Genomic DNA, 23,858 nt, shown 5'->3' with positions numbered 1-23,858 from the left:
GCACGCACCACGGCCGCGGCTTACTCGCCCACTGCGTGCCGCTTCCCGAAGAAACCCGAGTTGATCGGAGCTTCGATCCGCATGTCCACACTGCACACCCGATCCGTGATGTCCCTGCTCACCGCCATGACCGCCGACCCGGATCTGCTGGGCACCGCGCTGGCCCGGCAAGCCGTGATCCACGCTCTCGCGGGTGTGGTCGGCGGGCTCGCGATGGCCGCAACCGTTCTGGCCGACAAGGTGTACCCGCCATTGTCGGCACGGCGGCGGGCCGGCGGGGATCGCCGCTGGCGGACCGTGGCGACGCACCTCGACCACGCGGCCACCGGCGCTCAGAGGGCCGAGCACCTGCTCAACAGCGCCGCCGGCCGGTGCCATCGGCTGATCCGCGACGGTGAGATCGTCGAGTACCACGGCAGCCTCAAACCGCAGCACGGCCGCTACGGCATCGACGGCCCGTGCATCTGCGTGGACTGCGAAGACCGCGGCCTGACCCTGCAACTGCACCCGGTCCGCGGCGGCCACCTGCTGACCTGCGTCAACCCGGAAAGCGTCAGCCCGATCCCCGCGCTGGACACCGACCTCTCCCGCCACGCCCGCCAGGCCGAACGGCTGTTGAGCACCGGCCTCGATCCGCTGCCGGCCTCGCTGGACGCCCAGCATGCGCTCTATCAGGCCCGCAGCCTGGCCGTACTGACCAGTCGAACCCGGACCGTGCTGGCCGGCTGGGAGGACCTGTTCGGCCGCATGCTCAACCGGCACTGGTGGTCCTTCGACACCGACGGCGGCTCCCCCTGGACCCTGAAACAGCACATCGTCACCGCGTTCGAGCAGGCCGGTAACAACTTCCCGCAGGTGACCGCCGACCTGCGGCGCGCCGTCGGCGTCCTTGCTGCGATCGAGGCGGAGCCGGCCGGGACGCGGGCGGCGTGATGTCCGCGGCGACGGTCGAAACGCTGGCGCTGTTCGAGCTGCCCGAGCCCGAGCCGGAACGGCCACCCGCCGATGCGGTGGTCGCCGTGCTGCGCGACCCGGGGCCGGTCAACGACGCCGTAGCGGGCGGACTGGGCTGGCTGCTCGGCCTGCTCGCGCCGACCCCGCCGCCACCGTGCGTGCGGTGCGGCACCGTGCATGTGTATCGGGAGCCGGCCGGGTTCGTGTTGGCCTGCCCGGTCTGCTTCCCCGCCGAGGTGATCGCGTGAGCACCGTCTACACCCGGCAGGTGTGCGGCCGGCCGGTGCGGATCGTCGCCGACCCCGAGCCGGCCGAGTTCGCCCGGTTCGCCGCCTCGGCAGATCTGTTCGGCCTGGATGTGGAAACGACGCCAGTCGACGAGTCGGGGCCGCGGTTCTTCGGCCCCGACTTCGGGGTGCGGCTCGTGCAGGTCGCCACCGCCGATCAGGCGATGGTGCTGCGCGCCGCCGACCCGCGACAACGCCGGATGATCGAAACCCTGCTCGGCGACCCGGGGTGCCGGTTCGTCACGCACACCAACTTCGACGTCCTCGCCGTGTGGGCCGCCTTCGGCATCCCGCTCGGCCTGCGCGCCATCGACACGCACGTGCTCGCCTGCCTGCTCGAACCGGGCGTGACCGCCGACCACGGCCTCAAGTCGCTGACCGAGCGGCACCTGGACTCGGGACTACGGCGGGCCGAGGACGACCTCTTCGCACTGTTCCGGGCGCTGGCCCCGGTCGGGCAGCGCGCGGGTGGCCGGCCGACGACGTACGGGTGGTCGCACGTGCCCATCGACGCGGAACCGTACGTCGTCTACGCCGGCCTCGACGCGATATACGTGCGCAGGCTGCTCGATGTGCTGCTCGGTGACCTGGTTGACCTGGGATATCTGCCCGCGGTCGAGCTGTGGCTTGCCGCGCAGACCACCGCGTTGCAGATCCGCGGCATCCGCCTCGACCTCGACCACACCCGCGCCCTACGCCGCGAGTTCGAGCAGGCCAACACCGCGGCCCGCGGCGACCTCGAAGCACTGATGGGGTGCAAGGCGACCAGCCCGAAACGCGTCGACTGGCTCGCCGCCCGTGGCGTCGAGTTCGAGCACTTCACCGACGCCGGACGGCCGTCACTGTCCAGCAAGGACGCCCTACCCGACCTGCTCGCCCGCTACCCTGGCGGAGAGGTCGGCCGGATGCTCGTGCTCACGGCTCGGATGGCCGAGACCGGGAACTTCGCCACCAACCTGGCCCGGTTCCCCGGCTTCGCCGACGCGCAGGGCAGGGTGCATCCGGACTACCGCATCCTTGCGGCGCACACCGGCCGGATGAGCGTGAAGTGGCCGGCCATGCAAACCTTCAAGAAGGACGATCCCCGGCTGCGGGGGTGTTTCGTCGCCGAGCCGGGCATGGTCCTGGTCGGCTGCGACTTCAAGGCCGTCGAGGTCCGGGTCGCCGCCGCGCTGGCCAACGAACCGAGGTTGATCGAGGTCATCCGGGCCGGGACGGACATCCACGACAACACCGCCCGGTTGATGTTCGGGCCGGGCTGGACGAAGGCTCAACGCACGCTCGGCAAGCGGGCCACGTTCGGCACCATCTACGGCGGCGGAGCGCCTGGCCTGGCCAAACAGACGGGGGTATCGGTCGAGACCGCTCGTGACGTCGTGCAGCGGTTCAAGCGCGCCTACCCGCGGATCACCGCGTTCGGGCAGGCGATGTGCGACCGCGACCCGGTCCGCAACGCCGCCCGCCGCCGGATCCCCGCCGACCCGGCCCGCACCTACGCCAACTCGAATTACGCCATCCAGTCCACCGCCCGGGACCTGCTGGTCGAGTCGCTCTACCGGCTGTGCGCGCTAGACGGCTGGCACCCGTACCTGTGGGCGATCATCCACGACGAGATCGTCTTGCAGGTTCCCGCAGCGGCGGCCGAGGACGCCCGCCGGGCGCTGCACACCGCGATGACGACCTCGTTCCGCGGGGTGCCGATCGAGGCCGACTCCGAGATCATCGGCGCCCGCTGGGGTGGTCAGATCGCTGAGGTGGTCCCACTGCACACCGGGGCCACGCTGCCGGTCGCCGCCTGAGCAAACACAGGCCAGGCCCGTTCCGCGCCTAAGCCGTACAAGCCGTACGCGATCTCTGTATCCGCAGTTCAGACCGCGTACGGCTTTTTCGGCCCTGTACGGCTAAGCCGTACACCGCCCGCAAGGAGAGTCCCATGCCCGACCCGGCCCTCGGCCGGCGGGCGCTGCTGAGGGCGGCGCTCGACCTGGCCCACGACGGCCTCCCGGTGTTCTGGCTCGGCCGCACCAAACGACCGGTCGCCAACTGCCCTTCCTGCCCCACCGACGACCCCGACCACGACCGCGCTTCCTGCGGGCACCTGACCTGTCACGGCTTCTACGCCGCCACCTGCGACCCCGACCGCATCCGCGCCATGCAGGCCGCCGTCCCCGGCGGCCTGCTCGCGATCCGCACGGGCACCGTCTCCGATCTCGCGGTGATCGACATCGACCCGCGCAACGGCGGCCGGCTGCTGCCCGAGCTGATGCCGCCCACCCGATGCGTGCTGACCGGCTCGGACGGCTGGCACCTGTACTACCGGCACCCCGGCGGACCGCTCGCCAAAGACCTCAAGCACCGCGGACATCCCGGCATCGACGTCAAGGCCGACGGCGGCTACGTCGTCGCCCCGCCCTCGATCCACCCCGGCACCCGACGCCCGTACCGGTGGGCGTGGGACCGGCCAGTGATTGAGATGAGCCTGCCGCTGCTCGCCGCCTGCCGGCCCGCCGACCCGCCGCCGGCCGCGAGCCGCCCCACGGCCCCGACTCCCACGACAATCGGCGGGCTCATCTCAAACCCTGCCGCCCTGCTCGCCGCACACCTACGCGCTGTCGACCGCGCCCCCACCGGCCGCCGCCGCGTGACGCTCTACGGCGCTGCCCGCGGCGTCGCCCGGATGGTCGCCGCCGGGGCCATCACACCGCAGGACGCCTACGCCGCGCTCTACGCCGCCGGCCAGCGAGCCGAGCAGTCTCACTACAACATCACCACCGCGATCAGGGGCGGATTCCGCGCGGAATCCGTTGCCCTGCAAGGGCTACCGGCATGACCACCGCGGCACGTCGTCCAGCAATCCCGCCACGCCCAGCAACGGAGGCGACATGACCGACCCACCGCCGAACGCCGAGGGCGCGGCGATCCTCGACCGTGTGCACGCGGTCCTCACTCGGTACGTGATCCTGCCCAGCCCGGAGATGTTCGTCGCTGTCGTGCTCTGGATCGCCGCGACCCACGCCCAACCCGCCTGGACGCACGCCCCCCGGCTGGTGATCAAAGCACCGGAGAAGCGGTGCGGGAAGTCCCGCCTGCTCGACCTCATCGACGCGATCTGTTACCGGGCGTTGATGACCGTCAACGCGTCCACCGCGGCGATCTTCCGGTCAATCACCGACGACCCGCCCACGATCCTGCTCGACGAAGCCGACACGTTCTTCGGCGGGAAACAGGCCGAGGCCAACGAAGACCTCCGCGGCCTGCTCAACGCCGGCCACCAACGCGGCCGACCCGCCCTCCGGTGGAATCACAACAAGAACGCCCTCGAAGAGATGGCTACTTTCGCGATGGCCGCGCTCGCCGGGATCGGTTCGATGCCCGACACCATCGAGGACCGCGCCGTCGTGATCAAGATCCGGCGGCGGACCCGGACCGAGAAAGTGGACCCGTTCCGCCAGCGCCGCGACGGCCCGCCTCTGAAGAAGCTTGCAGCCGAGCTGAACGCCTGGATACGTGGAAACCTCGCCGACCTGGAGAACGCCGTACCGGCCATGCCGTTGGAAGACCGGGCCGCCGACACCTGGGAACCCCTGATCGCGGTCGCTGACCTCGCCGGCGGCAACTGGCCCGCGCTTGCCCGGGAAGCCGCGCTCGCGCTCACCGCCGCCCGCGACGGCGACACCGAGTACTCCGACCGGCTACGCCTGCTGCTTGACTGCCGCACCGTGTTCGGCCGCTTCGACGCGATGCCCTCCGCGGCGCTGCTGGAACGGCTCAAAGCCCTCCCCGAGTCGCCATGGGCCGAGTACAACAACGGGGCCGGGCTGACCCCGATGAAACTCGGCGTCCTGCTCAAGGAGTACGAGATCTACTCGGAGAACATCACCTTCGAGGCACCGGTCGGACGAGTGAAGGGGTTCCGCCGACAGCCGGCGCTCAGCGACGCGTGGCAACGCTACTGCCCGCCCGAGGACGACCCGGCCGCCGAGCCCTACCAGCCATACACCACCCGGCCCGACGGCGTACGGCTTCTCCACCCCCGCACCACCGAAGTCGTACACCCCACCACCAGCACAAACACCAACCAGCCCGACCCGCGTACGGCTTAGCCGTACGCATGCGAAAAAGCCGTACGCACCCTGAGCAGCCAAAACATAGATCGCGTACGGCTTGTACGGCTTGACCCCCAAACCGGGGCACGCGCAGGCCCATACGCGACCTACCCGACGACCCAAAGCGGCGACCCGCTGAGAAGCCCGCAGAGACATTGGTGCATCCCGTCATACCAACCACGCCGGGATCTTGCCTCTACGGGCCTCTCAGCGGGTCGCTCTAAAGGTCTCCACGGCGGCGCCCGCGCCGCCCTCACCCGAACCACCCCTCATGCGCAGAACGGGCGCGTAGGGCCGTTCTGCGCGGCCCGTCGCACCCGTGAGGAGGTAGGTGTGGCAACCCGTGCGCACCTGACCATCGTCGAGTTCTGCCAGGAAGTCGGAATCGGCCGATCAACCTTCTACGACTGGCGAGCGAAGCGCCGGGCACCTCGGTGCATCAAGCTGCCGAACGGTGAACTCCGCATCCGTCGCTCCGAATTTGACAAGTGGCTCGATTCCCTGGAAGAGGCTGTCTAGTTGGAAACCACCTACGACGTCCGCATGTGGAAAACGAAGGTCTATCGCGGTGCGCGCAAGACGACCTACTACGTCCGGTGGATCGTCGCAGGCAAGGAATGGAAGGAGCCTTTCGCCAATAGCGCTTTGGCGGAAAGCTTCCGATCCGATCTGACCTCGGCGGCCCGGCGGGGCGAGGCATTCTTTATCGCAACCGGTCGCCCGATTTCCATGGACCGGATCGACCACACCGAGAAGTGGTACGACCACGCGTGCGCCTTTGTGGACATGAAATGGCCGGACGTTGCGGCCACAACCCGGCGAACGCACGCCGAGGCCATGACCGCAGCGACCATGCTGCTGTTCGCTTCCACTCGCGGCATGCCCGACGAGCGCCTTATGCGCACTGCGCTTCGAGTGTGGGCTTTCAACACCGTCAAGCGTGCCGATCCTGAGATGCCTGAGGATATCCGGTCTGCTCTCACCTGGGCGCGCAGGAACAGCCGACCGGTATCCGTGCTGGCGAACCCGGATACCCTCCGACCGGTCGTGAGCGGTATTGGGCAGAAGATCGACGGCGACCCGTTGGCCTCAAGCGTGGCGGGCCGCCGCCGCAAGATATTCAGGACATCCTTGCAATACGGCGTAGAACGAAAACTGCTGGGAAAGAATCCGCTCGACTCCCTGAAGGCGACGAAGGTTGCCCGCAAGCTGTCGGGCAGCATTGACCGGAGGGTTGTGGCGAACCCGCTGCAAGCGGGAACCCTGATAGAGGGAGTCGGAAAACAAGGGCGGATTGGCCCGAGAATGAAGGCGTATTACGGCTGCCTGTACTACGCCGGACTGCGGCCAGAAGAGGGAATTCCACTAACGTTGTCGAATCTGGTGGATCTGCCCGCCAAGGGGTGGGGGTCGATGACGTTCGAATCGGCCGAGCCGCACGCCGGGAAGCACTGGACGAACAGCGGCGAGAATCGGGACCGTCGTCAGCTCAAACAGCGGGAGCACGGGGAGTCGCGAACTGTGCCCATCCCGCCGCCGTTGACCGACCTCCTCAACGAACACCTCGATCGGTTCGGAGCCGGGCCGGGTGGGCGCCTGTTCGTGGGCGAGCGGAACAAGCGAGAGCTACCGGTGGGCACGATTCACCGGATCTGGCGATGGACGCGGGCCTACGTGTTCACCGATGAGGTATGCGCCTCTCCGCTCGCCGGCACGCCCTACGACCTACGTCACGCCGCGGTCTCGACGTGGCTCAACGGGGGAGTGCCGTCGACCCAGGTCGCCGAGTGGGCGGGTCAGTCGATCGAGGTCCTGTTGCGGATCTACGCGAAGTGCCTTGACGGCGAGAAGGCCACCATGCGGCGGAGGGTCGAAGACGCGCTCGGGCTGGTCCGCGAGGCTCCCGGCAAGCCGGCTCGCGTCACGGCCGTGAACTTGGCCGCGTATTTGCCGCGGACGGCCGTTGAGGGCCGGTGACAGCCGGACACAGCCGGACACACGAGTAAGGCCGCTGTCCCTGTCTGGGCAGGTCAGCGGCCTGAAAGTGCTGGTGAAATCTTGTGCCCCCGGCAGGATTCGAACCTGCGCTTTCGCCTCCGGAGGGCGACGCTCTATCCCCTGAGCTACGGGGGCTCAGTGGTTCCAGAGCCTAGCAGGCCGCCAGGAACCACCGCCAACCGACCTACTGCGTGCCCTGGAGCTTTTTGAGCAGGTTGTCGATCACGGTGATCTCGCCCTGTTGGGAGGTGACCATCGTGCCGGCCAGCCACTTCACGTCCTTGTTGTGGGAGAGCCTCACCGCTTCCTGGGCCATGTGTATGCCGCCCAGGTGGTGTTGGCGCATGAGCGTGAGGTACTGGACGTTCAGGTCCTTGCCGGTGGCCTTGCGCAGGGCCGCCAGCTGCTCGGGGGTCGCCATGCCGGGCATCAGGCCGTTGACCACCGAGCCGGCCGAGTCGGGCATCCAGGCCATGGGCGGCTGGGAGCTGGTGGGGCTGAGGTCCCAGTCGCGCAGCCAAGCCTGCATGTAGCCGATCTGGCCGTGCTGGGTCAGGGCGATGTCGGAGGCCAGGTAGACGATCTCGGGGTCGTCCGAGTTCTGGTGGACGATCATCGACATCTCGACGGCCTGGGCGTGGTGGGTCGACATGTCGCGCAGGAAGCCGGCCTCCACCGAGTCGTCGCCGGGGGTGGACAGGCGGGGGATCACCAGGCCCAGGCCCAGGCCCAGCAGGGCGCCGACCAGCAGCGCCGCGATCAGCAGGATCCAGCCGCGCCGGCCGCGGCCGGTTACCGGGACGTCCTCGGAAGCGGCGACCTCGGCCGCCGCTTCCGAGTCGGTGGAGAGCGTCATGAGCCGCCCATGCTCGTACCGTTGGCGGCCGCGGTGACCGGGCCGGTGGTGGTGTTACCGCCCGAGCAGGAGATGCCGGGCTCGAGGGCGGCCACGATCCGCGTGTCCTTGATGAACTCGTCGATCCGCGGGTCGTTCACGTCGTCGGTCTTGAGCTGGTAGCCCCAGACCTGGACCGAGACGTTCTTGTCGAGGCCCGCGTACGGCGACATGAACTCGTAGTCCTTGCCCTGCACCTTCTTGGCCAGCGTGGCGACCTGGTCGGCGGGGAGACCCTGCTTGTACGTGATCCAGACCGCGCCGTGCTCGAGGCTGTGCACGGCGTGCTCGTTGGCGATCGGCGCGTCGTACACGTCGCCCGTGCAGTTCTGCGGGGTGGCGTTGTGAGCGCCGCCGACCGGCGGGCTCGTCACGTAGCTGAGCGTACCGTCCTTGTGGTCGCGGGCGTCGATCTGCGGGTTTTTCTGGGCGCGGTAGTTGACCACGCCCTTGATGTCGGCGACCTTGTCCTCCCAGCTGCGGGAGCCCTGGACGACGCTGAAGACGCCGAAGCCGATGATGCCGAGGGCGACCAGCGCGACCACACCGATCACGATGATCGGGCCCCAGGGGCGGCCGCCGCCGACCTTGACCGGCGTGATGGGCTTGCGGCCCTTACCACCGGCGGCGGCCTTCTTGGCGGGCGTGGTTTTCTTGGCGGCGGGGCCGGTCTTCTTGGCGCCGGAGGGTGGCTTGCCCTGACCGGTGGTTTTGCCGGCCTTGACTGTCGACGGGACCCGCTCGGGACCCGGCGTACTCATGCTCATCGTGCCTCGTCGATTCGTTATAAGCGGAAGGGCGGGGCTCGGGTGGCCGCCGAGTGCGAAAGTCTACCCCCGATAGCATGGATGGGTGACTCCCGCCAACCTTGCTGCCACCGTTCTCTCAGCTGCTCGTGCCGTGTTCGAGACACGCGGCCTCGATGTTTCCGCGCTGCCCGAGACAACGACCGTGGAGCGACCGCGCAACCCCGAGCACGGCGACTACGCCTCGACGCTCGCCCTGCAGCTGGGCAAGAAGGCCGGGGTGGCCCCGCGTGAGCTGGCCACGGCGCTGGCCGCGGAGCTCGGCCGGCAGCCGGGCATCAAGTCGGTGGAGATCGCCGGTCCCGGCTTCCTGAACATCCGGGTCGACGCGGCCGCGGTGGGCATCCTGGCCCGCGACATCGTCACCGCCGGTGCAAATTACGGACATACCGACACGCTGCACGGTGACCGGATCAATCTGGAGTTCGTCTCCGCGAACCCCACCGGACCCGTACACATCGGTGGTGTGCGGTGGGCCGCGGTGGGCGACGCCCTTTCGAGGCTCCTGCGTGCGGCCGGAGCGACGGTGGGCACGGAGTACTACTTCAACGACGCCGGGTCGCAGATCGACCGCTTCGCGAAGTCGCTGTACGCGAGCGCGAAGGGCGAACCGGCTCCGGAGGACGGGTACGGCGGCGCCTACATCGCGGAGATCGCCACGGCCGTACGCGCCGAGGCCCCCGACGTGCTGGAGCTGGGCGAGCCGGAGGCGCTCGAGACGTTCCGCCGGGTCGGCGTCGACCTGATGTTCGCCGAGATCAAGCAGTCGCTGGACGAGTTCGGCGTGCACTTCGACGTCTACTTCAACGAGAAGGACCTGCACGAGCGGGGCGAGCTGCAGGAGGCGCTCGACCGGCTGCGCGCGCAGGGGCACATCTTCGAGGCCGACGGGGCGACCTGGCTGCGCACGACCGAGTTCGGCGACGACAAGGACCGGGTGCTGCGCAAGTCCGACGGCGACTGGACGTACTTCGCCGCCGACTGCGCCTACTACCTGGACAAGCGCGAGCGCGGCTTCGACCGGGTCGTGATCATGCTGGGCGCCGACCACCACGGGTACATCGGCCGGATGAAGGCGATGTCCGCGTGCTTCGGCGACGACCCCGAGCGCAACCTCGAGATCCTCATCGGCCAGCTGGTCAACCTCGTCCGCGACGGCGAGCCGGTACGGATGAGCAAGCGCGCCGGCACGGTCGTGACGCTGGAGGACTTCGTCGACGCGCTCGGCGTGGACGCCACCCGGTACGCGCTGGCCCGCTACTCGTCCGACTCGCCGATCAACCTCGACATCGCCGTCTGGACCAAGGCCGGCAACGACAACCCGGTCTACTACGTGCAATACGTCGCCGCCCGTACGGCGAACGTGGCCCGCAACGCCGCCGAGGTCGGCCTCACAAAAGACGGCAAGTTCGACCCGTCGCTGCTCGTCCACGAGAAGGAGAACGACCTCCTCAAGGCGCTGGGGGAGTACCCGGAGGTGGTCGCCCGGGCTGCCGAGCTGCGCGAACCGCACCACGTCGCGCGGTACCTGGAGGAGGTCGCCGGGGCGTACCACCGCTTCTACGACAAGTGCCGGGTGCTGCCGCAGGGCGACGAGCCGATCACGGACCTGCAGCGGGCGCGGCTCTGGCTCAACGACGCCACCCGTACGGTGATCGCTAACGGGTTGGGCCTGCTCGGGGTCTCGGCCCCCGAAAGGATGTAGGGCATGCGAGCTCATGAGGCCGGGGCGCTGCACGGCGACCTCGGTTACCGGGGGCCGGCCTGGCTGCGTACGCCCGAGGATGTCAATGCCCTCGTGCCGCAACTGTGGCCACGCACCGTGAGTCGCACCGAGGCCGGGTCTTTGGAGATCGGCGGCGTGAACGTCGCCGATCTGGCGCAGGAGCACGGCACGCCGGCCTACCTCCTCGACGAGGACGACCTGCGGTCGCGCTGCCGGGAGTTCGCGGCGGCGTTCGGCGACGCGGACGTCTACTACGCGGGCAAGTCGTTCCTGTGCAAGGCGGTCGTCAGGATCATCCAGGAGGAGGGCCTCTTCCTCGACGTGTGCTCGGGCGGCGAGCTGGCGGTGGCGCTCAAAGCCGGCTTCCCGGCGGAAAAGATCGGCTTCCACGGCAACAACAAGTCGGTGTCCGAACTGTCCCGGGCGCTCGAGGCCGGCGTGGGTCGCATCGTCGTCGACTCCTTCGACGAAATAACCCGCCTGACCGATTTGTCGAAAAAATCAAACAAAAGGCCAAAGGTTCTCGTACGCGTGACAGTCGGTGTCGAGGCTCACACGCACGAGTTCATCGCGACCGCCCACGAGGATCAGAAGTTCGGCTTCTCGCTGGCCGGCGGCGCGGCCTTCGCGGCGGCCGTCAAGATCCTCGACGAGGGCGTCCTCGACCTGCGCGGCCTGCACTCCCACATCGGCTCGCAGATCTTCGACACATCCGGCTTCGAGGTCGCGGCCCGCCGTGTGCTGGAACTGCAGGCGCAGATCCGCGACGCCCGCGGCGTGGAGCTCGATGAACTCGACCTCGGCGGCGGCTTCGGCATCGCGTACACCACCCAGGACGACCCCTCCACGGCCGGTGACCTGGCCAAACGGATCAACAAGATCGTCGAGGGCGAGTGCGACCTGGCGAACCTGCGCAAGCCGCGGCTCTCCGTCGAGCCGGGCCGCGCGATCGTCGGGCCGGCCGTGTTCACCCTCTACGAGGTCGGCACGGTCAAGGACGTCGACGGCATCCGCACGTACGTGAGCGTCGACGGCGGCATGAGCGACAACATCCGCACCGCGCTCTACGACGCCTCCTACTCGGCCACGGTCGCCGGCCGGCGCAGTCCCGCCGAGCCGATGCTGGCCCGCGTCGTGGGAAAGCATTGTGAAAGCGGGGACATCGTCGTGAAGGATGAATTCCTGCCCGCGGACGTGCGGCCCGGAGATCTTCTTGCCGTGCCGGGCACCGGCGCCTATTGCCGGAGCATGGCCAGCAACTACAACCATGTGCCTCGGCCGCCGGTGGTGGCGGTGCGCGACGGCGCCTCGCGCGTGATCGTGCGCCGGGAGACCGAGGACGACCTGCTCGCATTGGATGTTGGATGAGCGTGAGTAAACCGATCCGCCTGGCCCTCCTGGGCTGCGGCACCGTCGGCACGGAAGTCGTCCGCCTGCTGCACCATCAGGCTGACGACCTGACGGCCCGGATCGGCGCCCCGCTGGAGATCGTCGGCGTCGCGGTCCGGCGGCTCGGCCGCGAGCGCGGTGACCTTCCCATCAAGGAAAACCTGTTCACCACCGACGCGCTCGGTCTGGTCAAGCGCGACGACGTCGACGTCGTGGTCGAGGTGGTGGGCGGCATCGAGCCGGCCCGCACCTGGCTCGTCGAGGCGCTGCGCGGTGGCAAGAGCGTGATCACGGCGAACAAGGCGCTGCTCGCCGAGGACGGCGCCGCGCTGCACGACGCGGCGGCCGAGGGCGGCGCCGATCTCTACTACGAGGCGTCGGTCGCCGGCGCGATCCCGCTGCTGCGCCCGCTGCGCGAGTCGCTGCACGGCGACCGGGTCACCCGGGTCACCGGCATCGTCAACGGCACCACCAACTTCATTCTCTCGTCGATGGACGCTTCCGGCGCCGGTTTCAGCGAGGCGTTGGAAGAGGCCACCGAGCTGGGGTACGCCGAGGCCGACCCCACGGCCGACGTCGAGGGCTTCGACGCCGCGGCCAAGGCGGCCATCCTCGCCTCCCTGGCCTTCCACACCCGGGTCACCGCCGCCGACGTGTTCCGCGAGGGCATGACCGGGGTGACCGCCGGCGACATGGCCAGCGCCCAGGAGATGGGCTGCACGATCAAGCTGCTGTGCATCGCCGAGCGTGGCCCGGACGAGGCCGGCGTCGAGTCGGTCAGCGTGCGGGTGCACCCCGCGATGATCCCGCGCAGCCACCCGCTGGCCGGCGTCGGCGACGCGTTCAACGCGGTCTTCGTCGAGGCCGAGGCGGCCGGTCAGCTCATGTTCTACGGCCGTGGGGCGGGCGGCACGCCGACCGCGAGCGCCGTGCTCGGCGACATCGTGGCGGCAGCCCGCAACCGGCTCTCCGGCACCCGGGCACCGAGCGAGAGCAACTACGCCCACCTGCCGATCCGCCCGATCGGCGCGGCCGTCACGAGGTACCACATCAACCTCGACGTGGACGACCGGCCGGGCGTGCTGGCCACCGTGGCCGGGGTCTTCGCCCGGCACGAGGTGTCGATCGCGACCGTCCGCCAGTCGGGCCGCGAGGAGGACGCGAAGCTGGTCATCGTGACCCACGGCGCACCGGACGCCAATCTGGCCGCTACCGTCGACTCACTGTCGCAACTGGAGATGGTCCGGTCCATCGCGAGCGTGCTGCGCGTCGAGGGAGGGGTCTGAGCCGTGCTCGACCACGTGGGGTTCCAGTGTTCCGATCTGGCCGCGAGCGCGGCCTTCTACGACGCCGCACTGGCCCCGCTGGGCGTCAGCCGGTTGATGGACTTCAAGGTCGCCATCGGGTACGGGTCGACTGACCACCCGGATTTCTGGATCGGCGAGCTGAACGAGGGCGACGGCTTCCGTGAGTCGCACATCGCGTTCGTGGCCTCGTCGCGCGCCGAGGTGGACGCGTTCTTCAAGGCGGCCGTCGCGAGCGGCGCCGAGGTGCTGCACGAGCCCCGGGTCCACGAGGAGTACCACGAGAACTACTACGGCGCGTTCGTCCGCGACCCGGACGGCAACAACGTCGAGGCCGTGAGCCACCGTCCCGAGTAGTGGGCATTCGGTCCCAAGATTCGGTGCCGTCCGGCACCCTGGGACCCGGCCCGCAGTGAAACCGGAGGAGTCGACCATGTATCGGGGCTTGATCGAGCGCTATCGGGACCGTCTGCCGGTCACCGACGCCACCCCGGTGGTCACGCTGCACGAGGGCAACACGCCGCTCGTGCCGGCGCCGGTGCTGTCCCAGCGGGTCGGCGCCGACGTCTACCTCAAGGTCGAGGGGGCCAACCCGACCGGCTCGTTCAAGGACCGCGGCATGACCATGGCCGTGTCCAAGGCGGTCGAGGACGGCTCCAAGGCGATCATCTGCGCCTCCACCGGCAACACCAGCGCGTCGGCCGCGGCGTACGCGGCCCGCGCGGGCCTCACCTGCGCCGTCCTCGTGCCGCAGGGCAAGATCGCGCTCGGCAAGCTGGCCCAGGCCCTCGTGCACGGCGCCAAGCTGCTGCAGGTCAACGGCAACTTCGACGATTGCCTCGCGCTCGCGGCCAAGCTTTCGCAGGACTTCCCGGTCTCGCTGGTCAACTCGGTGAACATCTTCCGGCTGCACGGGCAGAAGACCGCTTCCTTCGAGATCGTCGAGGCGCTCGGCGACGCCCCCGACATCCACTGCCTCCCCGTGGGCAACGCCGGCAACATCTCGGCGTACTGGATGGGCTATCTCGAGGACAACGAGGCCGGCAACGCCACCAAGCTCCCCAAGATGTACGGCTTCCAGGCCTCCGGCGCCGCCCCGATCGTGAACGGCAAGGTCGTCCCCGAGCCGTCGACGATCGCCACCGCGATCCGCATCGGCAACCCCGCCAGCTGGACCAAGGCGCTCGACGCCCGGGACGCGTCCGGCGGCCTGATCGAGGCGGTCACCGACCGGGAGATCCTCACCGCCTACCGCCTGCTCGCCCGCGAGGTCGGCGTCTTCGTCGAGCTCGCCAGTGCGGCCAGCGTGGCGGGCCTGCTCCAGCAGGCGCAGGCGGGCCGGGTGCCGGCCGGCGCCACCGTGGTCTGCACGGTGACCGGTCACGGCCTCAAGGACCCGGAATGGGCGATCTCGACCGCGCCGTCCCCGACGACCATTCAGAACGACGTGCTGATCGCGGCCCGCGAGCTAGGCCTGGCCTGACTCCTCTTCGGCCGCCTTCACCAGCAGCTGCGACGCGCGCGCCACAAGGTCGAGCTCCTCGTCTGAGAGCCGGCTGAGGATCGCACGCATTCTCGCCTCACCGGCGTTGAAGATGCTCCCGATGAGCTCGCCGCCCTTCCTCGTGAGGCCGATCCGGCGCACCCGCCGGTCGCGCAGGTCCTCGGTGCGTGTCACGAGGTCCTGCTGCACGAGCCGATCGATCATGCCGCTCAGCGCCGCGAGGCCGACTCCGAGCAGTCGGGCCAGCTCGCCACCCGATACATTGCCGTGCCGGGCGAGCAGCATGAGGATCTTGAATTGCGACAGTGTCAGGTGGGACGAGAACAGCGGATCCGACCGGTCGTACCCGAACATCTGCTGGAGCCGCTCCTGGGCGCCCATAATGTCCGCGATGAGCTGTTCGTTCCCGGTCAAAGCCGACCCTTCTCCATGACGCCCTGATGGCCGGACGGTACCAGCGCCCCCCGGTGAAAAACCATTTGTTCGCTTCAGGCAAACTATTCATGCAGGCCGAACTATTACGGGGGGAGCGCCCATGTCATTCCTGACCCGGCTCAGTCTTGCCAACCGAAGCCTCGTCGCCCTGATCGCCGTCGTGATCACGGGCTTCGGGCTGTTCGCCATCCCATCGCTGAAGCAACAGCTGTTCCCGTCGATCGAGTTCCCCGCCGCGTTCGTGGGGGCCTCGCTGCCCGGTGCCAGTCCCGAGATCATCCAGGACCAGGTCACCGAGCCGATCGAGAACGCGGTCAAGGGCGTCGACGGCATCGAGAGCGTCACCTCGACCACGTCCGAGGGCTCGGCGACGGTCACCGTGCTGTTCGTCTACGGCACCGACCTCGACCAGGCGGTCAACCAGCTGACCACCGCGGTCAACCGGATTCAGCCGACGCTGCCCGACAGCGTGGAGCCGCAGATCTTCGCGGGCAGCACCGACGACATCCCGGCGATCGTCCTCGCCGCCTCGGGCGGCACCGACGAGAGCGACCTGCTCACCAAGCTCAACCAGACCGTGGTGCCCGAGCTCAACGGGATCGAGGGCGTCCGCGACACCACGGTGACCGGCGCCCGCGCCAAGCAGGTCGTGATCACGCCCGACCTGGCGAAACTCACCGCGGCCGGCGCCAACCCGCAGTCGATCGCCACGGTCCTGCAGGCGAACGGCATCAGCATCCCGGCCGGCTCGGTCGTCGACGGCGACAAGTCGCTCAACGTGCAGGTCGGCAACCCGATCACCTCGGTCGACGACCTCAAGGGCCTCTACCTCACCGGCAGCCGCGGCCCGGTCAAGCTCGGTGACGTCGCCGCGGTCGAGAGCAAGCTGCCCGACCCGACGTCGTACACCCGGACCGACGGCGTCGACAGCCTCGGCGTCCAGGTCACCGCGAAGCCCAACGGTAATCCGGTGCAGATCTCCCGCGAGGTCCGCGACAAGCTCGCCCAGCTCGAGAAGGACTCGGGCGCCAAGCTCACCGTCGTGGTCGACCAGGCGCCGTACGTCGAACGGTCGATCAAGAGCCTCACCACCGAGGGCCTGCTCGGCCTGTTGATGGCCGTGATCGTCATCCTGATCTTCCTGATGTCGGTGCGCTCGACGCTGGTGACCGCCGTCTCCATCCCGCTGTCGGTGCTGGTCGCGCTGATCGCGCTCTGGATCGGCGACTACACACTCAACCTGCTCACGCTCGGCGCGCTCACCATCGCCATCGGCCGCGTCGTGGACGACTCGATCGTCGTGCTGGAAAACATCAAGAGACATCTGGAGTACGGCGAGGAGAAGGGGCACGCGATCATCGCGGCGGTCCGGGAGGTGGCCGGTGCGGTCACCGCCTCGACGCTCACGACCGTCGCCGTGTTCCTGCCGATCGCCCTGGTCGGCGGGCTCGTCGGGCAGATCTTCTCGTCCTTCGCGATCACCGTGACCGTCGCGCTGCTGGCCTCGCTGTTCGTGGCGCTGACCGTGGTGCCCGTGCTGGCGTACTGGTTCCTCAAGCCGCCACCGGCCGGATCCGACTCCGAGGCCGTGCGCCGCGCCGCCGAGCAGAAGGAACTGCGCAGCCCGCTGCAGCGCGGCTACCTGCCGGTGATCCGGTTCGCCACCAAGCGGCGCTGGACCACGGTGGCCATCGGCGTGGTCGTCCTGATCATCACGCTCGGTCTCGGCAGCCAGCTGAAGACCAACTTCCTCGACCAGTCGGGGCAGGACTCGCTGAGCATCACCCAGGAACTGCCGGTCGGCACCAGCCTCGCGGCCACCAACGACGCGGCCAAGAAGGTCGAGGCGGTGCTCGCCGGCGACAAGGCCGTGAAGACGTACCAGGTCACGGTCGGCAACGGCGAGTTCAACCCGTTCGCGGGCGCCTCCGGAGCCAGCACCGCGAACTTCCAGGTCGGCCTCAACTCCGATGCCGACGCCGAGGTGGTCTCCGACGACCTGCGCGCGCAGTTCGACAAGATGACCGACGTCGGCGACATCACGGTCGGCAACGACAACTCGGGCCTGGGTGGCAACGAGATCTCGGTCGACGTGCAGGCCGCCGACCAGCCCGTCCTCGAGCAGGCCGTCCAGCAGGTGCAGCAGGCGATGACCGGGACCGCGGGCGTCAGCGACGTGACCACCACGCTCGCCGCCAGCGTCCCGCGCCTGGACGTCGCGGTGAAGCGCGACGTGGCCGCCCAGTACGGCCTCACCGAGGCCCAGATCGGGCAGACCGTGGCCGCCGCGTTCCGGGACGCTCCGGCCGGCTCGATCACGGTCGACGGGGTCAGCGAGAACGTCGTCGTCTCCTACGGCGACGCCCCGGCCGACCCGAGCGCGCTCAAGGCCATGCCGGTCAGCACGCCCCGCGGCGTGATCCGGCTCGACCAGGTCGCGGACGTCAACCAGGTCGCCGGCCCCGAGCAGGTCACCCGCGTCGACGGCAACCGCAGCGCCTCGGTCAAGGGCACCGCGACCGGCTCCGACCTCGGCGCCGCGACCGCGGATCTGAAGAAGAAACTGGACGCGCTCACCCTGCCGGCCGGCGCGTCGTACTCGCTCGGCGGCGTCAGCCAGGACCAGGCGGACGCGTTCAAGCAGCTCGGCCTGGCCGTGCTGGCGGCCATCGCGATCGTCTTCATCATCATGGTGGCGACGTTCCGCAGCCTGATCCAGCCGGTGATCCTGCTGGTCTCGATCCCGTTCGCGGCGACCGGCGCGATCGTGCTGCTGCTCGTCACGGGCACCGCGCTCGGCGTGCCGTCGCTGATCGGCGTGCTGATGCTCGTCGGCATCGTGGTCACCAACGCCATCGTGCTGATGGATCTGATCAACCATTACCGGGCGCAGGGCATGGGCGTGCAGGAGGCGGTGATCGAGGGTGGCCGGCACCGGCTGCGGCCGATCCTGATGACCGCGATCGCGACCATCTTCGCGCTGCTGCCGATGGCGCTCGGCCTCACCGGCGAGGGCGGGTTCATCTCCCAGCCACTGGCCATTGTGGTCATCGGTGGTCTGGTCAGCTCGACGCTACTCACCCTGGTGCTGGTCCCGACGCTCTACACGATGGTCGAGAACCGGAAGGAGAAGCGGCGGGCCAAGCGGGCCGCGAAGCGAGCGGCCAGGGGCCTCCCGGTCGAGGAGCCCAAGCACGCGGCCGACGACCCGGGCGCCGACGTCCCGGTCGGCGTGGCCCCCGACACCAGCGGCGGCGCCCACGAGGCCCAGCCGGCGACGCCGAGCGGCGCGCTGCGCGGCTACACCGACCAGTTCGAGGTGCTGAAGGTCACCCGCCGTCCCCACGAGTCGAAGTGATCGTCGGCGGGGTCGGCTGATCTTGGCCGGCCCCGCCACCGGTTAGATTCCTTTACGTGGCAGCAACATTCGCGGTCGTCGGCCGTAATCGGGACTTCCGCCGCCTGCTCGGGGCGGAACTCGTCGTCTTCGGCGCCGACTGGTTCGTCATGGTGCCGCTGCTTGTGCTGCTGCCCGAGCTCACCGGCAGCGGCGTCTGGGGCGGTCTGGTCCTGGCCGCCGACACCGGCATCAACGCCCTGCTGCTGCCGTTCACCGGCACCATCGCCGACCGCTTCGACCGGCGCAAGATCCTGGTCACCGCGAACGTCTGCGCGTTTCTCGCGGCGTTGCTGCTGTTCGCCGTCCGGTCGGCCGCGACGGCGCCGCTCGCCCTGGTCGCCATCGGCGCGATGTCGGTGGCCAAGGCGTTCTACACCCCGGCCGCCACGGCCGCCCTGCCCAACGTCGTCGACCCGGCCGATCTGCCGGCGGCCAACGCGATCTCGGGCTCGGCCTGGGGCACCATGACGATCGTCGGCGCCTCGCTGGGCGGCGTCGTGGGCGCGGCCGCCGGGCCGTACTGGAGCTTCGCGGTCACCGCCGCCTGCCTGCTCGTCGCGGCCGTGCTCAACTCCTCCGTCCGCCGGCCCTTGCAGGCGGCCCGGGCCGACGGCGAGGTCGCCGCGCAGACCTGGCACGCGCTGATCGAGGCGCTGCGCTACATCGGCGCCCGCCCGCGGATCCGGGCGCTGGTCACGGTCAAGTCGGCGGCCGGGCTCGGCAACGGCGTGCTGATCGTCTTTCCGCTGATCGCCGCGATGCACGGCGTCGGCGCGCTCGGCGCCGGGCTCCTCTTCGCCGTGCGCGGCCTGGGCGCGCTGGTGGGCCCGTTCGCGCTGCGTCCCGTGCTGCACCGGCCGGGGTGGCTGCTGCCGAGCCTGGCGCTGTCGATGGCGCTCTACGGCGCCGGGTACCTCGCCGTCTCGGTGACGCCCTGGTTTCCGATGGTGCTCGTGCTCGTCTTCGTGGCGCATTTCGCCGGCGGCACGAACTGGACGCTGTCGAATTACGCCCTGCAGGGCGCGGTGCCCGACCAGCTGCGCGGCCGGGTTTTCGCCACCGACCTCATGCTCGCCACGCTGGCCATCACGGTGAGCCAGCTGATCGCCACCTCGGTCGTCGACCACGTCGACGACCGCCTGATCCTGGCCGGCTGCGGCCTGATCACGCTCTCGTACGCCATCGGGTGGCGGATAGCGACCCGCCGCCTCACTCTGGCCGAGGCCCCGGCGGGCCCGGGGGACTGAACGGCGGCTGCCGCGCCGCCATCAGGGCGCCCACGAGCAGCCCGATGCCGGTCGCGAACAGCACCGCCAGCAGAAATCCGACAAGCGCGCTGGCCAAGGCGTACGTGTGCATGATGCCGCTGTCGAAATCGAGCTGGGAGAGCAGCTGCGGCAGCAGGGCCGACCAGGTCATCGAGGCGAGGCTCTCGGCCAGCATCACCGCCAGCCCGGCCCGGGCCAGCAGCCGGCTGCGCGGCGGCAGCCGGTCGCCCTGGCCGGCGAGCAGGATGAGGCCCACGATCAGCACCGCGAAGACCGGCAGCTGCACCACGCTTATCCCGAGAAACGTGCCTACCGAGATCACGCCGCAGACCGTACCGGTCGGGTGCGACATCCCGGTGAATGAGCGGTCTTCAGTCCGGTCAAGGGCGGTGGCGGGGCGGTTGGACGGGGATCAACGCTTAGCATGTGCCGATGGGCCTGACCTTCGTGACCGACCCGGTCTCCGTGCGCACGCCGGCCACCAGCGCCAACCTCGGCCCTGGCTTCGACGCCCTCGGCCTCGCGCTGACCCTCTACGACGATCTCGAGGCCCGGGTCGCCGACGGTGGCGTCACCGTGGCCGTGCGCGGCGAGGGTGCCGGCGAACTGCCCGGCGACGAGGAGCACCTGGTGGTGCGGGCGATGCTGGCGGCCTTCGACGCGCTCGGCGAGCGGCCGCCCGGCCTGGCCGTCCAGTGCGTCAACCGCATCCCGCAGGCGCGCGGCCTAGGCTCGTCCTCGGCGGCCATCGTCGGCGGCATCCAGCTGGCGCGCGGGCTGGTGAAGGACGGCATGAGTCTGATCGACGACGCGGACGCGCTGCGCATCGCGGCCCGGCTCGAGGGCCATCCCGACAACGTGGCGCCCTGCCTGCTCGGCGGATTCACGATCGCCTGGACCGAGGGGGCGGGCGCGCGGGCCGTGCGGTTGGGGGCCCACGAAGGCGTACGCCCCAAGGTTTTTGTTCCGGCGGAGCGTGGGCTGACCGCCTCGGCGCGGGCCGCGCTGCCGCCGGGTGTCCCCCACGCCGACGCGTCCTTCAACGCCGGTCGGGCGGCCCTGCTGACCCACGCGATCACCGGCGATCCCACGCTGCTCTTCCCGGCCACCGAGGATCGGCTGCACCAGGGGTACCGCGCCGAGTCGATGCCGGGCACCGCGTCGCTCGTGGCGTCGCTGCGATCGGTCGGCGTCGCCGCCGTGGTCAGTGGCGCGGGACCGGCCGTCCTGGCGTTGTCCGAGGTCCCGGCCGATTTCCATCCGGGAACAGAATGGCGCGTCGAGACGTTGGGCGTGGATGCGCGCGGTGCTCTTGTCAAAGGGAGTATGGTGGAACTCGCCTAGCGGGGCCCTGTTGCCGCAGGTCGCACGAGTTGACTACGCTCAAGACCAAGCACAGCCGCGAAGCAAGCGATCCTTTTGCGGTTCGGCGCGCACCCCCAGAGACCTAGTGACCTCCTGGCAGGTCGTCTCATTCTCAGCAAGGCAAAACGCCGAGCAGCAGTCTCCCAGGTCGCTCTGCACTCGCCGAGACCTACTCGTCAACGTAAGACGGGCAGGGACACCGTCGAGCTGCCGTGCTGCACAACCTCCGCGTCGCCTCGGCGAGGCGGGATCCGAGCCACCCGGCCACCAGGCTGCAGACCGGGCGTCTCGGGATTTTTCCGACGGAAGGAATCCATTGAGCGACACCACCGACGTGACGTCGGGTGTTTCTGACGTCGCTGACGGCGCCGGCACCACCGCGACCGCCACGAAGCGCCGCCGAGGCGGCACCGGGCTGTCCGCGATGCTGCTGCCCGAGCTGCAGAGCCTCGCCGCGTCCCTGGGTATTTCGGGCACCGCCCGCATGCGCAAGGGTGAGCTGATCACCGCGATCTCCGAGCGGCAGAGCGGTGGCGCGCCCGCGGCCGAGGCCGCACCGCGTCAGCGCCCCAGCGCAGTATCGGCCGCGCCGGTCGTCGAGAAGGCGGCGCCGGTCGAGGCCCCCGCCGCCGCGCCGGTCGAGGCCCCGCAGATCGCCGTTGTGCAGCCGGAGGCCGCACCGGCCACCGAGGGTGGCAGCCGGCAGCGTCGCGAGCGCCGTGACTCCCGTGAGTCCGCGCCGCGCGAGTCGGCCCCGCGCGAGTCGGCTCCGGCCGCCGAGCCGGTCGCCGCTGCCGCCCAGCCCGAGGCCGTCGCCGGCACCGCCGAGCGCACCGAGCGCCCGGAACGGGGCGAGCGCAACCGCGACCGGCAGCGGAACCAGGGCCAGCGGGACGACCGCAACCAGCGCGACGACCGTGGCCCGCGTGACGACCGCGGACCCCGGGACGACCGTGGCCCGCGCGATGACCGCGGCCCGCGCGACGACCGCAACCAGCGCGACGACCGCGGCCCCCGCAACAGCGGTGACCAAGGTCACGATGACGACGACAACGACCAGGGCGAGGGCGGCCGCCGTAGCCGGCGCAGCCGCTTCCGGGACCGTCGTCGCGGCCGCGACCGGGACGGCGACGGCGGCCAGCGGGACAATCAGCGCGACGGTCAGCGGGACGGCGGCCGCGAGCCGCACGTCAGCGAGGACGACGTGCTGGTCCCCGTGGCCGGCATCCTCGACGTGCTCGACAACTACGCGTTCGTGCGCACCACCGGCTACCTGTCCGGCTCGAACGACGTGTACGTGTCGATGTCGCAGGTCAAGAAGTACGGCCTGCGCCGCGGCGACGCGGTCACCGGCGCCGTGCGGGCGACCCCGCGCGACAGCGGCGGCGACAACCGGCGCGACAAGTACAACCCGCTGGTCCGGCTGGACACGATCAACGGGATGGAGCCCGAGGAGGCCCGGCGCCGCCCCGAGTTCTACAAGCTCACGCCGCTCTACCCGCAGGAGCGCCTGCGGCTGGAGACCGAGCCGCACATCCTCACCACCCGGGTCATCGACCTGGTCATGCCGATCGGCAAGGGCCAGCGCGCCCTGATCGTCTCGCCGCCGAAGGCTGGTAAGACGATGGTGCTGCAGGCGATCGCCAACGCGATCACCCACAACAACCCCGAGTGCCACCTGATGGTCGTGCTGGTCGACGAGCGGCCCGAAGAGGTCACCGACATGCAGCGCTCGGTCAAGGGCGAGGTCATCGCGGCCACGTTCGACCGTCCGCCGCAGGACCACACCACGGTCGCCGAGCTCGCCATCGAGCGGGCCAAGCGGCTGGTCGAGCTCGGCCACGACGTGGTCGTCCTGCTCGACTCGGTGACCCGTCTCGGCCGGTCGTACAACCTGGCCGCGCCGGCCTCCGGCCGGATCATGTCGGGTGGTATCGACTCGACCGCGCTCTACCCGCCCAAGCGGTTCCTGGGCGCGGCGCGGAACATCGAGAACGGTGGCTCGCTCACCATTCTCGCGACCGCGCTGGTCGAGACCGGCTCGATGATGGACACGGTGATCTTCGAGGAGTTCAAGGGCACGGGTAACGCCGAGCTCAAGCTCGACCGCAAGATCGCGGACAAGCGCGTCTTCCCGGCGATCGACATCGACCCGTCCGGCACGCGTAAGGAAGAGATCCTGCTCGGCAAGGAAGAGCTGGCGATCATCCACAAGCTGCGCAAGGTGCTCCACTCGCTGGACTCCGGCGCGGCCCTGGACCTGCTGCTCGACCGGCTCAAGCAGACCCGGACGAACGTCGAGTTCCTGATGCAGATCGCGAAGTCGACGCCGGGCGAGTAACCGGCTTTCGGACGCGGCCCCGTCTCCACGACGGGGCCGCGTCCTTTTTGTCGCACACGGTGTGTGATCAGCGGACCCGG

General features: G+C 69.7%; 20 protein-coding genes and 1 tRNA gene. 16 read left to right on the top strand and 5 right to left on the bottom strand.

Annotation, left to right across the window (positions count from 1 at the left end; genetic code table 11):
• The first annotated feature begins 81 nt into the window (after nucleotides 1-81).
• The 7 genes from A3CQ_RS0122815 to A3CQ_RS0122790 all read left to right on the top strand — a co-directional run bounded on the left by A3CQ_RS0122815 (nucleotide 82) and on the right by A3CQ_RS0122790 (nucleotide 7,324).
• A complete protein-coding gene (locus A3CQ_RS0122815) occupies nucleotides 82-933 on the top strand; it encodes a hypothetical protein (RefSeq protein WP_020513273.1) in 852 nt (283 codons plus the stop codon).
• Nucleotides 933-1,202, top strand: coding sequence for a hypothetical protein (locus tag A3CQ_RS61715; protein WP_020513272.1), 270 nt, complete (start codon nucleotides 933-935; stop codon nucleotides 1,200-1,202). Before A3CQ_RS0122815 ends, A3CQ_RS61715 begins: the two co-directional genes overlap by 1 nt.
• Nucleotides 1,199-3,040, top strand: a complete 1,842-nt coding sequence (locus tag A3CQ_RS0122805) for a DNA polymerase (RefSeq protein WP_020513271.1) — start codon at nucleotides 1,199-1,201, stop codon at nucleotides 3,038-3,040. The genes A3CQ_RS61715 and A3CQ_RS0122805 overlap by 4 nt, the downstream gene beginning before the upstream one ends.
• 134 nt (nucleotides 3,041-3,174) lie before the next feature.
• Nucleotides 3,175-4,071: a bifunctional DNA primase/polymerase gene (locus A3CQ_RS0122800; protein ID WP_020513270.1), complete on the top strand. Its 897-nt coding sequence runs from the start codon at nucleotides 3,175-3,177 to the stop codon at nucleotides 4,069-4,071.
• Between the two features lie 52 nt (nucleotides 4,072-4,123).
• Nucleotides 4,124-5,344 (top strand): DUF3631 domain-containing protein, encoded by a 1,221-nt coding sequence (locus A3CQ_RS0122795; protein WP_040432714.1) that lies wholly within the window; start codon nucleotides 4,124-4,126, stop codon nucleotides 5,342-5,344.
• Nucleotides 5,345-5,680: 336 nt separating this feature from the next.
• Entirely contained in the window at nucleotides 5,681-5,866 is a 186-nt protein-coding gene (locus A3CQ_RS59275) for a helix-turn-helix transcriptional regulator (protein ID WP_084699180.1), read from the top strand.
• Nucleotides 5,867-7,324 carry a tyrosine-type recombinase/integrase gene (locus A3CQ_RS0122790; RefSeq protein ID WP_020513268.1) on the top strand — a complete coding sequence of 486 codons (1,458 nt, stop codon included), beginning with the start codon at nucleotides 5,867-5,869 and terminating at the stop codon, nucleotides 7,322-7,324.
• A gap of 84 nt (nucleotides 7,325-7,408) precedes the next feature.
• On the opposite strand, the gene A3CQ_RS0122785 is transcribed toward A3CQ_RS0122790, so the two are convergent.
• The 3 genes from A3CQ_RS0122785 to A3CQ_RS0122775 form a co-directional block, all read right to left on the bottom strand.
• Nucleotides 7,409-7,480: transfer RNA gene (locus tag A3CQ_RS0122785), tRNA-Arg, on the bottom strand.
• Between the two features lie 49 nt (nucleotides 7,481-7,529).
• A complete protein-coding gene (locus tag A3CQ_RS0122780) occupies nucleotides 7,530-8,201 on the bottom strand; it encodes a DUF305 domain-containing protein (RefSeq protein WP_020513267.1) in 672 nt (223 codons plus the stop codon).
• Nucleotides 8,198-9,007: a thioredoxin-like domain-containing protein gene (locus A3CQ_RS0122775; protein WP_026206054.1), complete on the bottom strand. Its 810-nt coding sequence runs from the start codon at nucleotides 9,005-9,007 to the stop codon at nucleotides 8,198-8,200. The genes A3CQ_RS0122780 and A3CQ_RS0122775 overlap by 4 nt, the downstream gene beginning before the upstream one ends.
• A gap of 85 nt (nucleotides 9,008-9,092) precedes the next feature.
• Here A3CQ_RS0122775 and argS point away from each other — a divergent pair, with 85 nt between their 5' ends.
• The 5 genes from argS to thrC all read left to right on the top strand — a co-directional run bounded on the left by argS (nucleotide 9,093) and on the right by thrC (nucleotide 14,948).
• Complete coding sequence (gene argS, locus A3CQ_RS0122770) at nucleotides 9,093-10,751, top strand: arginine--tRNA ligase (RefSeq protein ID WP_026206053.1); 1,659 nt, start codon at nucleotides 9,093-9,095, stop codon at nucleotides 10,749-10,751.
• 3 nt (nucleotides 10,752-10,754) lie between these two features.
• Complete coding sequence (gene lysA, locus A3CQ_RS0122765; RefSeq protein ID WP_020513264.1) at nucleotides 10,755-12,140, top strand: diaminopimelate decarboxylase; 1,386 nt, start codon at nucleotides 10,755-10,757, stop codon at nucleotides 12,138-12,140.
• The gene (locus A3CQ_RS0122760; RefSeq protein WP_020513263.1) at nucleotides 12,137-13,447 is read left to right on the top strand and encodes a homoserine dehydrogenase; all 1,311 of its coding nucleotides are present in this window, start codon (nucleotides 12,137-12,139) and stop codon (nucleotides 13,445-13,447) included. Before lysA ends, A3CQ_RS0122760 begins: the two co-directional genes overlap by 4 nt.
• A 3-nt stretch (nucleotides 13,448-13,450) precedes the next feature.
• Nucleotides 13,451-13,822: a VOC family protein gene (locus A3CQ_RS0122755; protein ID WP_020513262.1), complete on the top strand. Its 372-nt coding sequence runs from the start codon at nucleotides 13,451-13,453 to the stop codon at nucleotides 13,820-13,822.
• Nucleotides 13,823-13,898: 76 nt separating this feature from the next.
• Nucleotides 13,899-14,948, top strand: coding sequence for a threonine synthase (gene thrC / locus A3CQ_RS0122750; protein ID WP_020513261.1), 1,050 nt, complete (start codon nucleotides 13,899-13,901; stop codon nucleotides 14,946-14,948).
• Here thrC and A3CQ_RS0122745 read toward each other — a convergent pair.
• On the bottom strand, nucleotides 14,934-15,350 hold the full coding sequence (locus tag A3CQ_RS0122745; RefSeq protein WP_084699179.1) for a MarR family transcriptional regulator: 417 nt from the start codon (nucleotides 15,348-15,350) through the stop codon (nucleotides 14,934-14,936). The two genes, thrC and A3CQ_RS0122745, sit on opposite strands and share 15 nt — an antisense overlap.
• Nucleotides 15,351-15,504: 154 nt before the next feature.
• Here A3CQ_RS0122745 and A3CQ_RS0122740 point away from each other — a divergent pair, with 154 nt between their 5' ends.
• Both A3CQ_RS0122740 and A3CQ_RS0122735 read left to right on the top strand, forming a co-directional pair.
• A complete protein-coding gene (locus tag A3CQ_RS0122740) occupies nucleotides 15,505-18,762 on the top strand; it encodes an efflux RND transporter permease subunit (protein ID WP_020513259.1) in 3,258 nt (1,085 codons plus the stop codon).
• 56 nt (nucleotides 18,763-18,818) lie between these two features.
• The gene (locus tag A3CQ_RS0122735; protein WP_020513258.1) at nucleotides 18,819-20,051 is read left to right on the top strand and encodes an MFS transporter; all 1,233 of its coding nucleotides are present in this window, start codon (nucleotides 18,819-18,821) and stop codon (nucleotides 20,049-20,051) included.
• Here the strand turns inward: A3CQ_RS0122735 and A3CQ_RS0122730 are convergent.
• Nucleotides 20,014-20,394 carry a hypothetical protein gene (locus A3CQ_RS0122730; RefSeq protein WP_157296177.1) on the bottom strand — a complete coding sequence of 127 codons (381 nt, stop codon included), beginning with the start codon at nucleotides 20,392-20,394 and terminating at the stop codon, nucleotides 20,014-20,016. The two genes, A3CQ_RS0122735 and A3CQ_RS0122730, sit on opposite strands and share 38 nt — an antisense overlap.
• 110 nt (nucleotides 20,395-20,504) lie before the next feature.
• Between A3CQ_RS0122730 and thrB the strand changes: the two genes are divergently transcribed.
• Entirely contained in the window at nucleotides 20,505-21,416 is a 912-nt protein-coding gene (gene thrB, locus A3CQ_RS0122725) for a homoserine kinase (protein ID WP_020513256.1), read from the top strand.
• A 337-nt stretch (nucleotides 21,417-21,753) separates the two neighbouring features.
• On the top strand, nucleotides 21,754-23,778 hold the full coding sequence (gene rho, locus A3CQ_RS0122720) for a transcription termination factor Rho (RefSeq protein WP_020513255.1): 2,025 nt from the start codon (nucleotides 21,754-21,756) through the stop codon (nucleotides 23,776-23,778).
• The last annotated feature ends 80 nt before the right edge of the window (nucleotides 23,779-23,858 follow it).

The sequence above is a fragment of the Paractinoplanes globisporus DSM 43857 genome, assembly GCF_000379645.1.
In the GTDB taxonomy this organism is placed as follows: Bacteria; Actinomycetota; Actinomycetes; order Mycobacteriales; family Micromonosporaceae; genus Actinoplanes; species Actinoplanes globisporus.
Note: the sequence above shows the minus strand (reverse complement) of the source record. Positions and strands in the feature narration are given on the sequence as shown.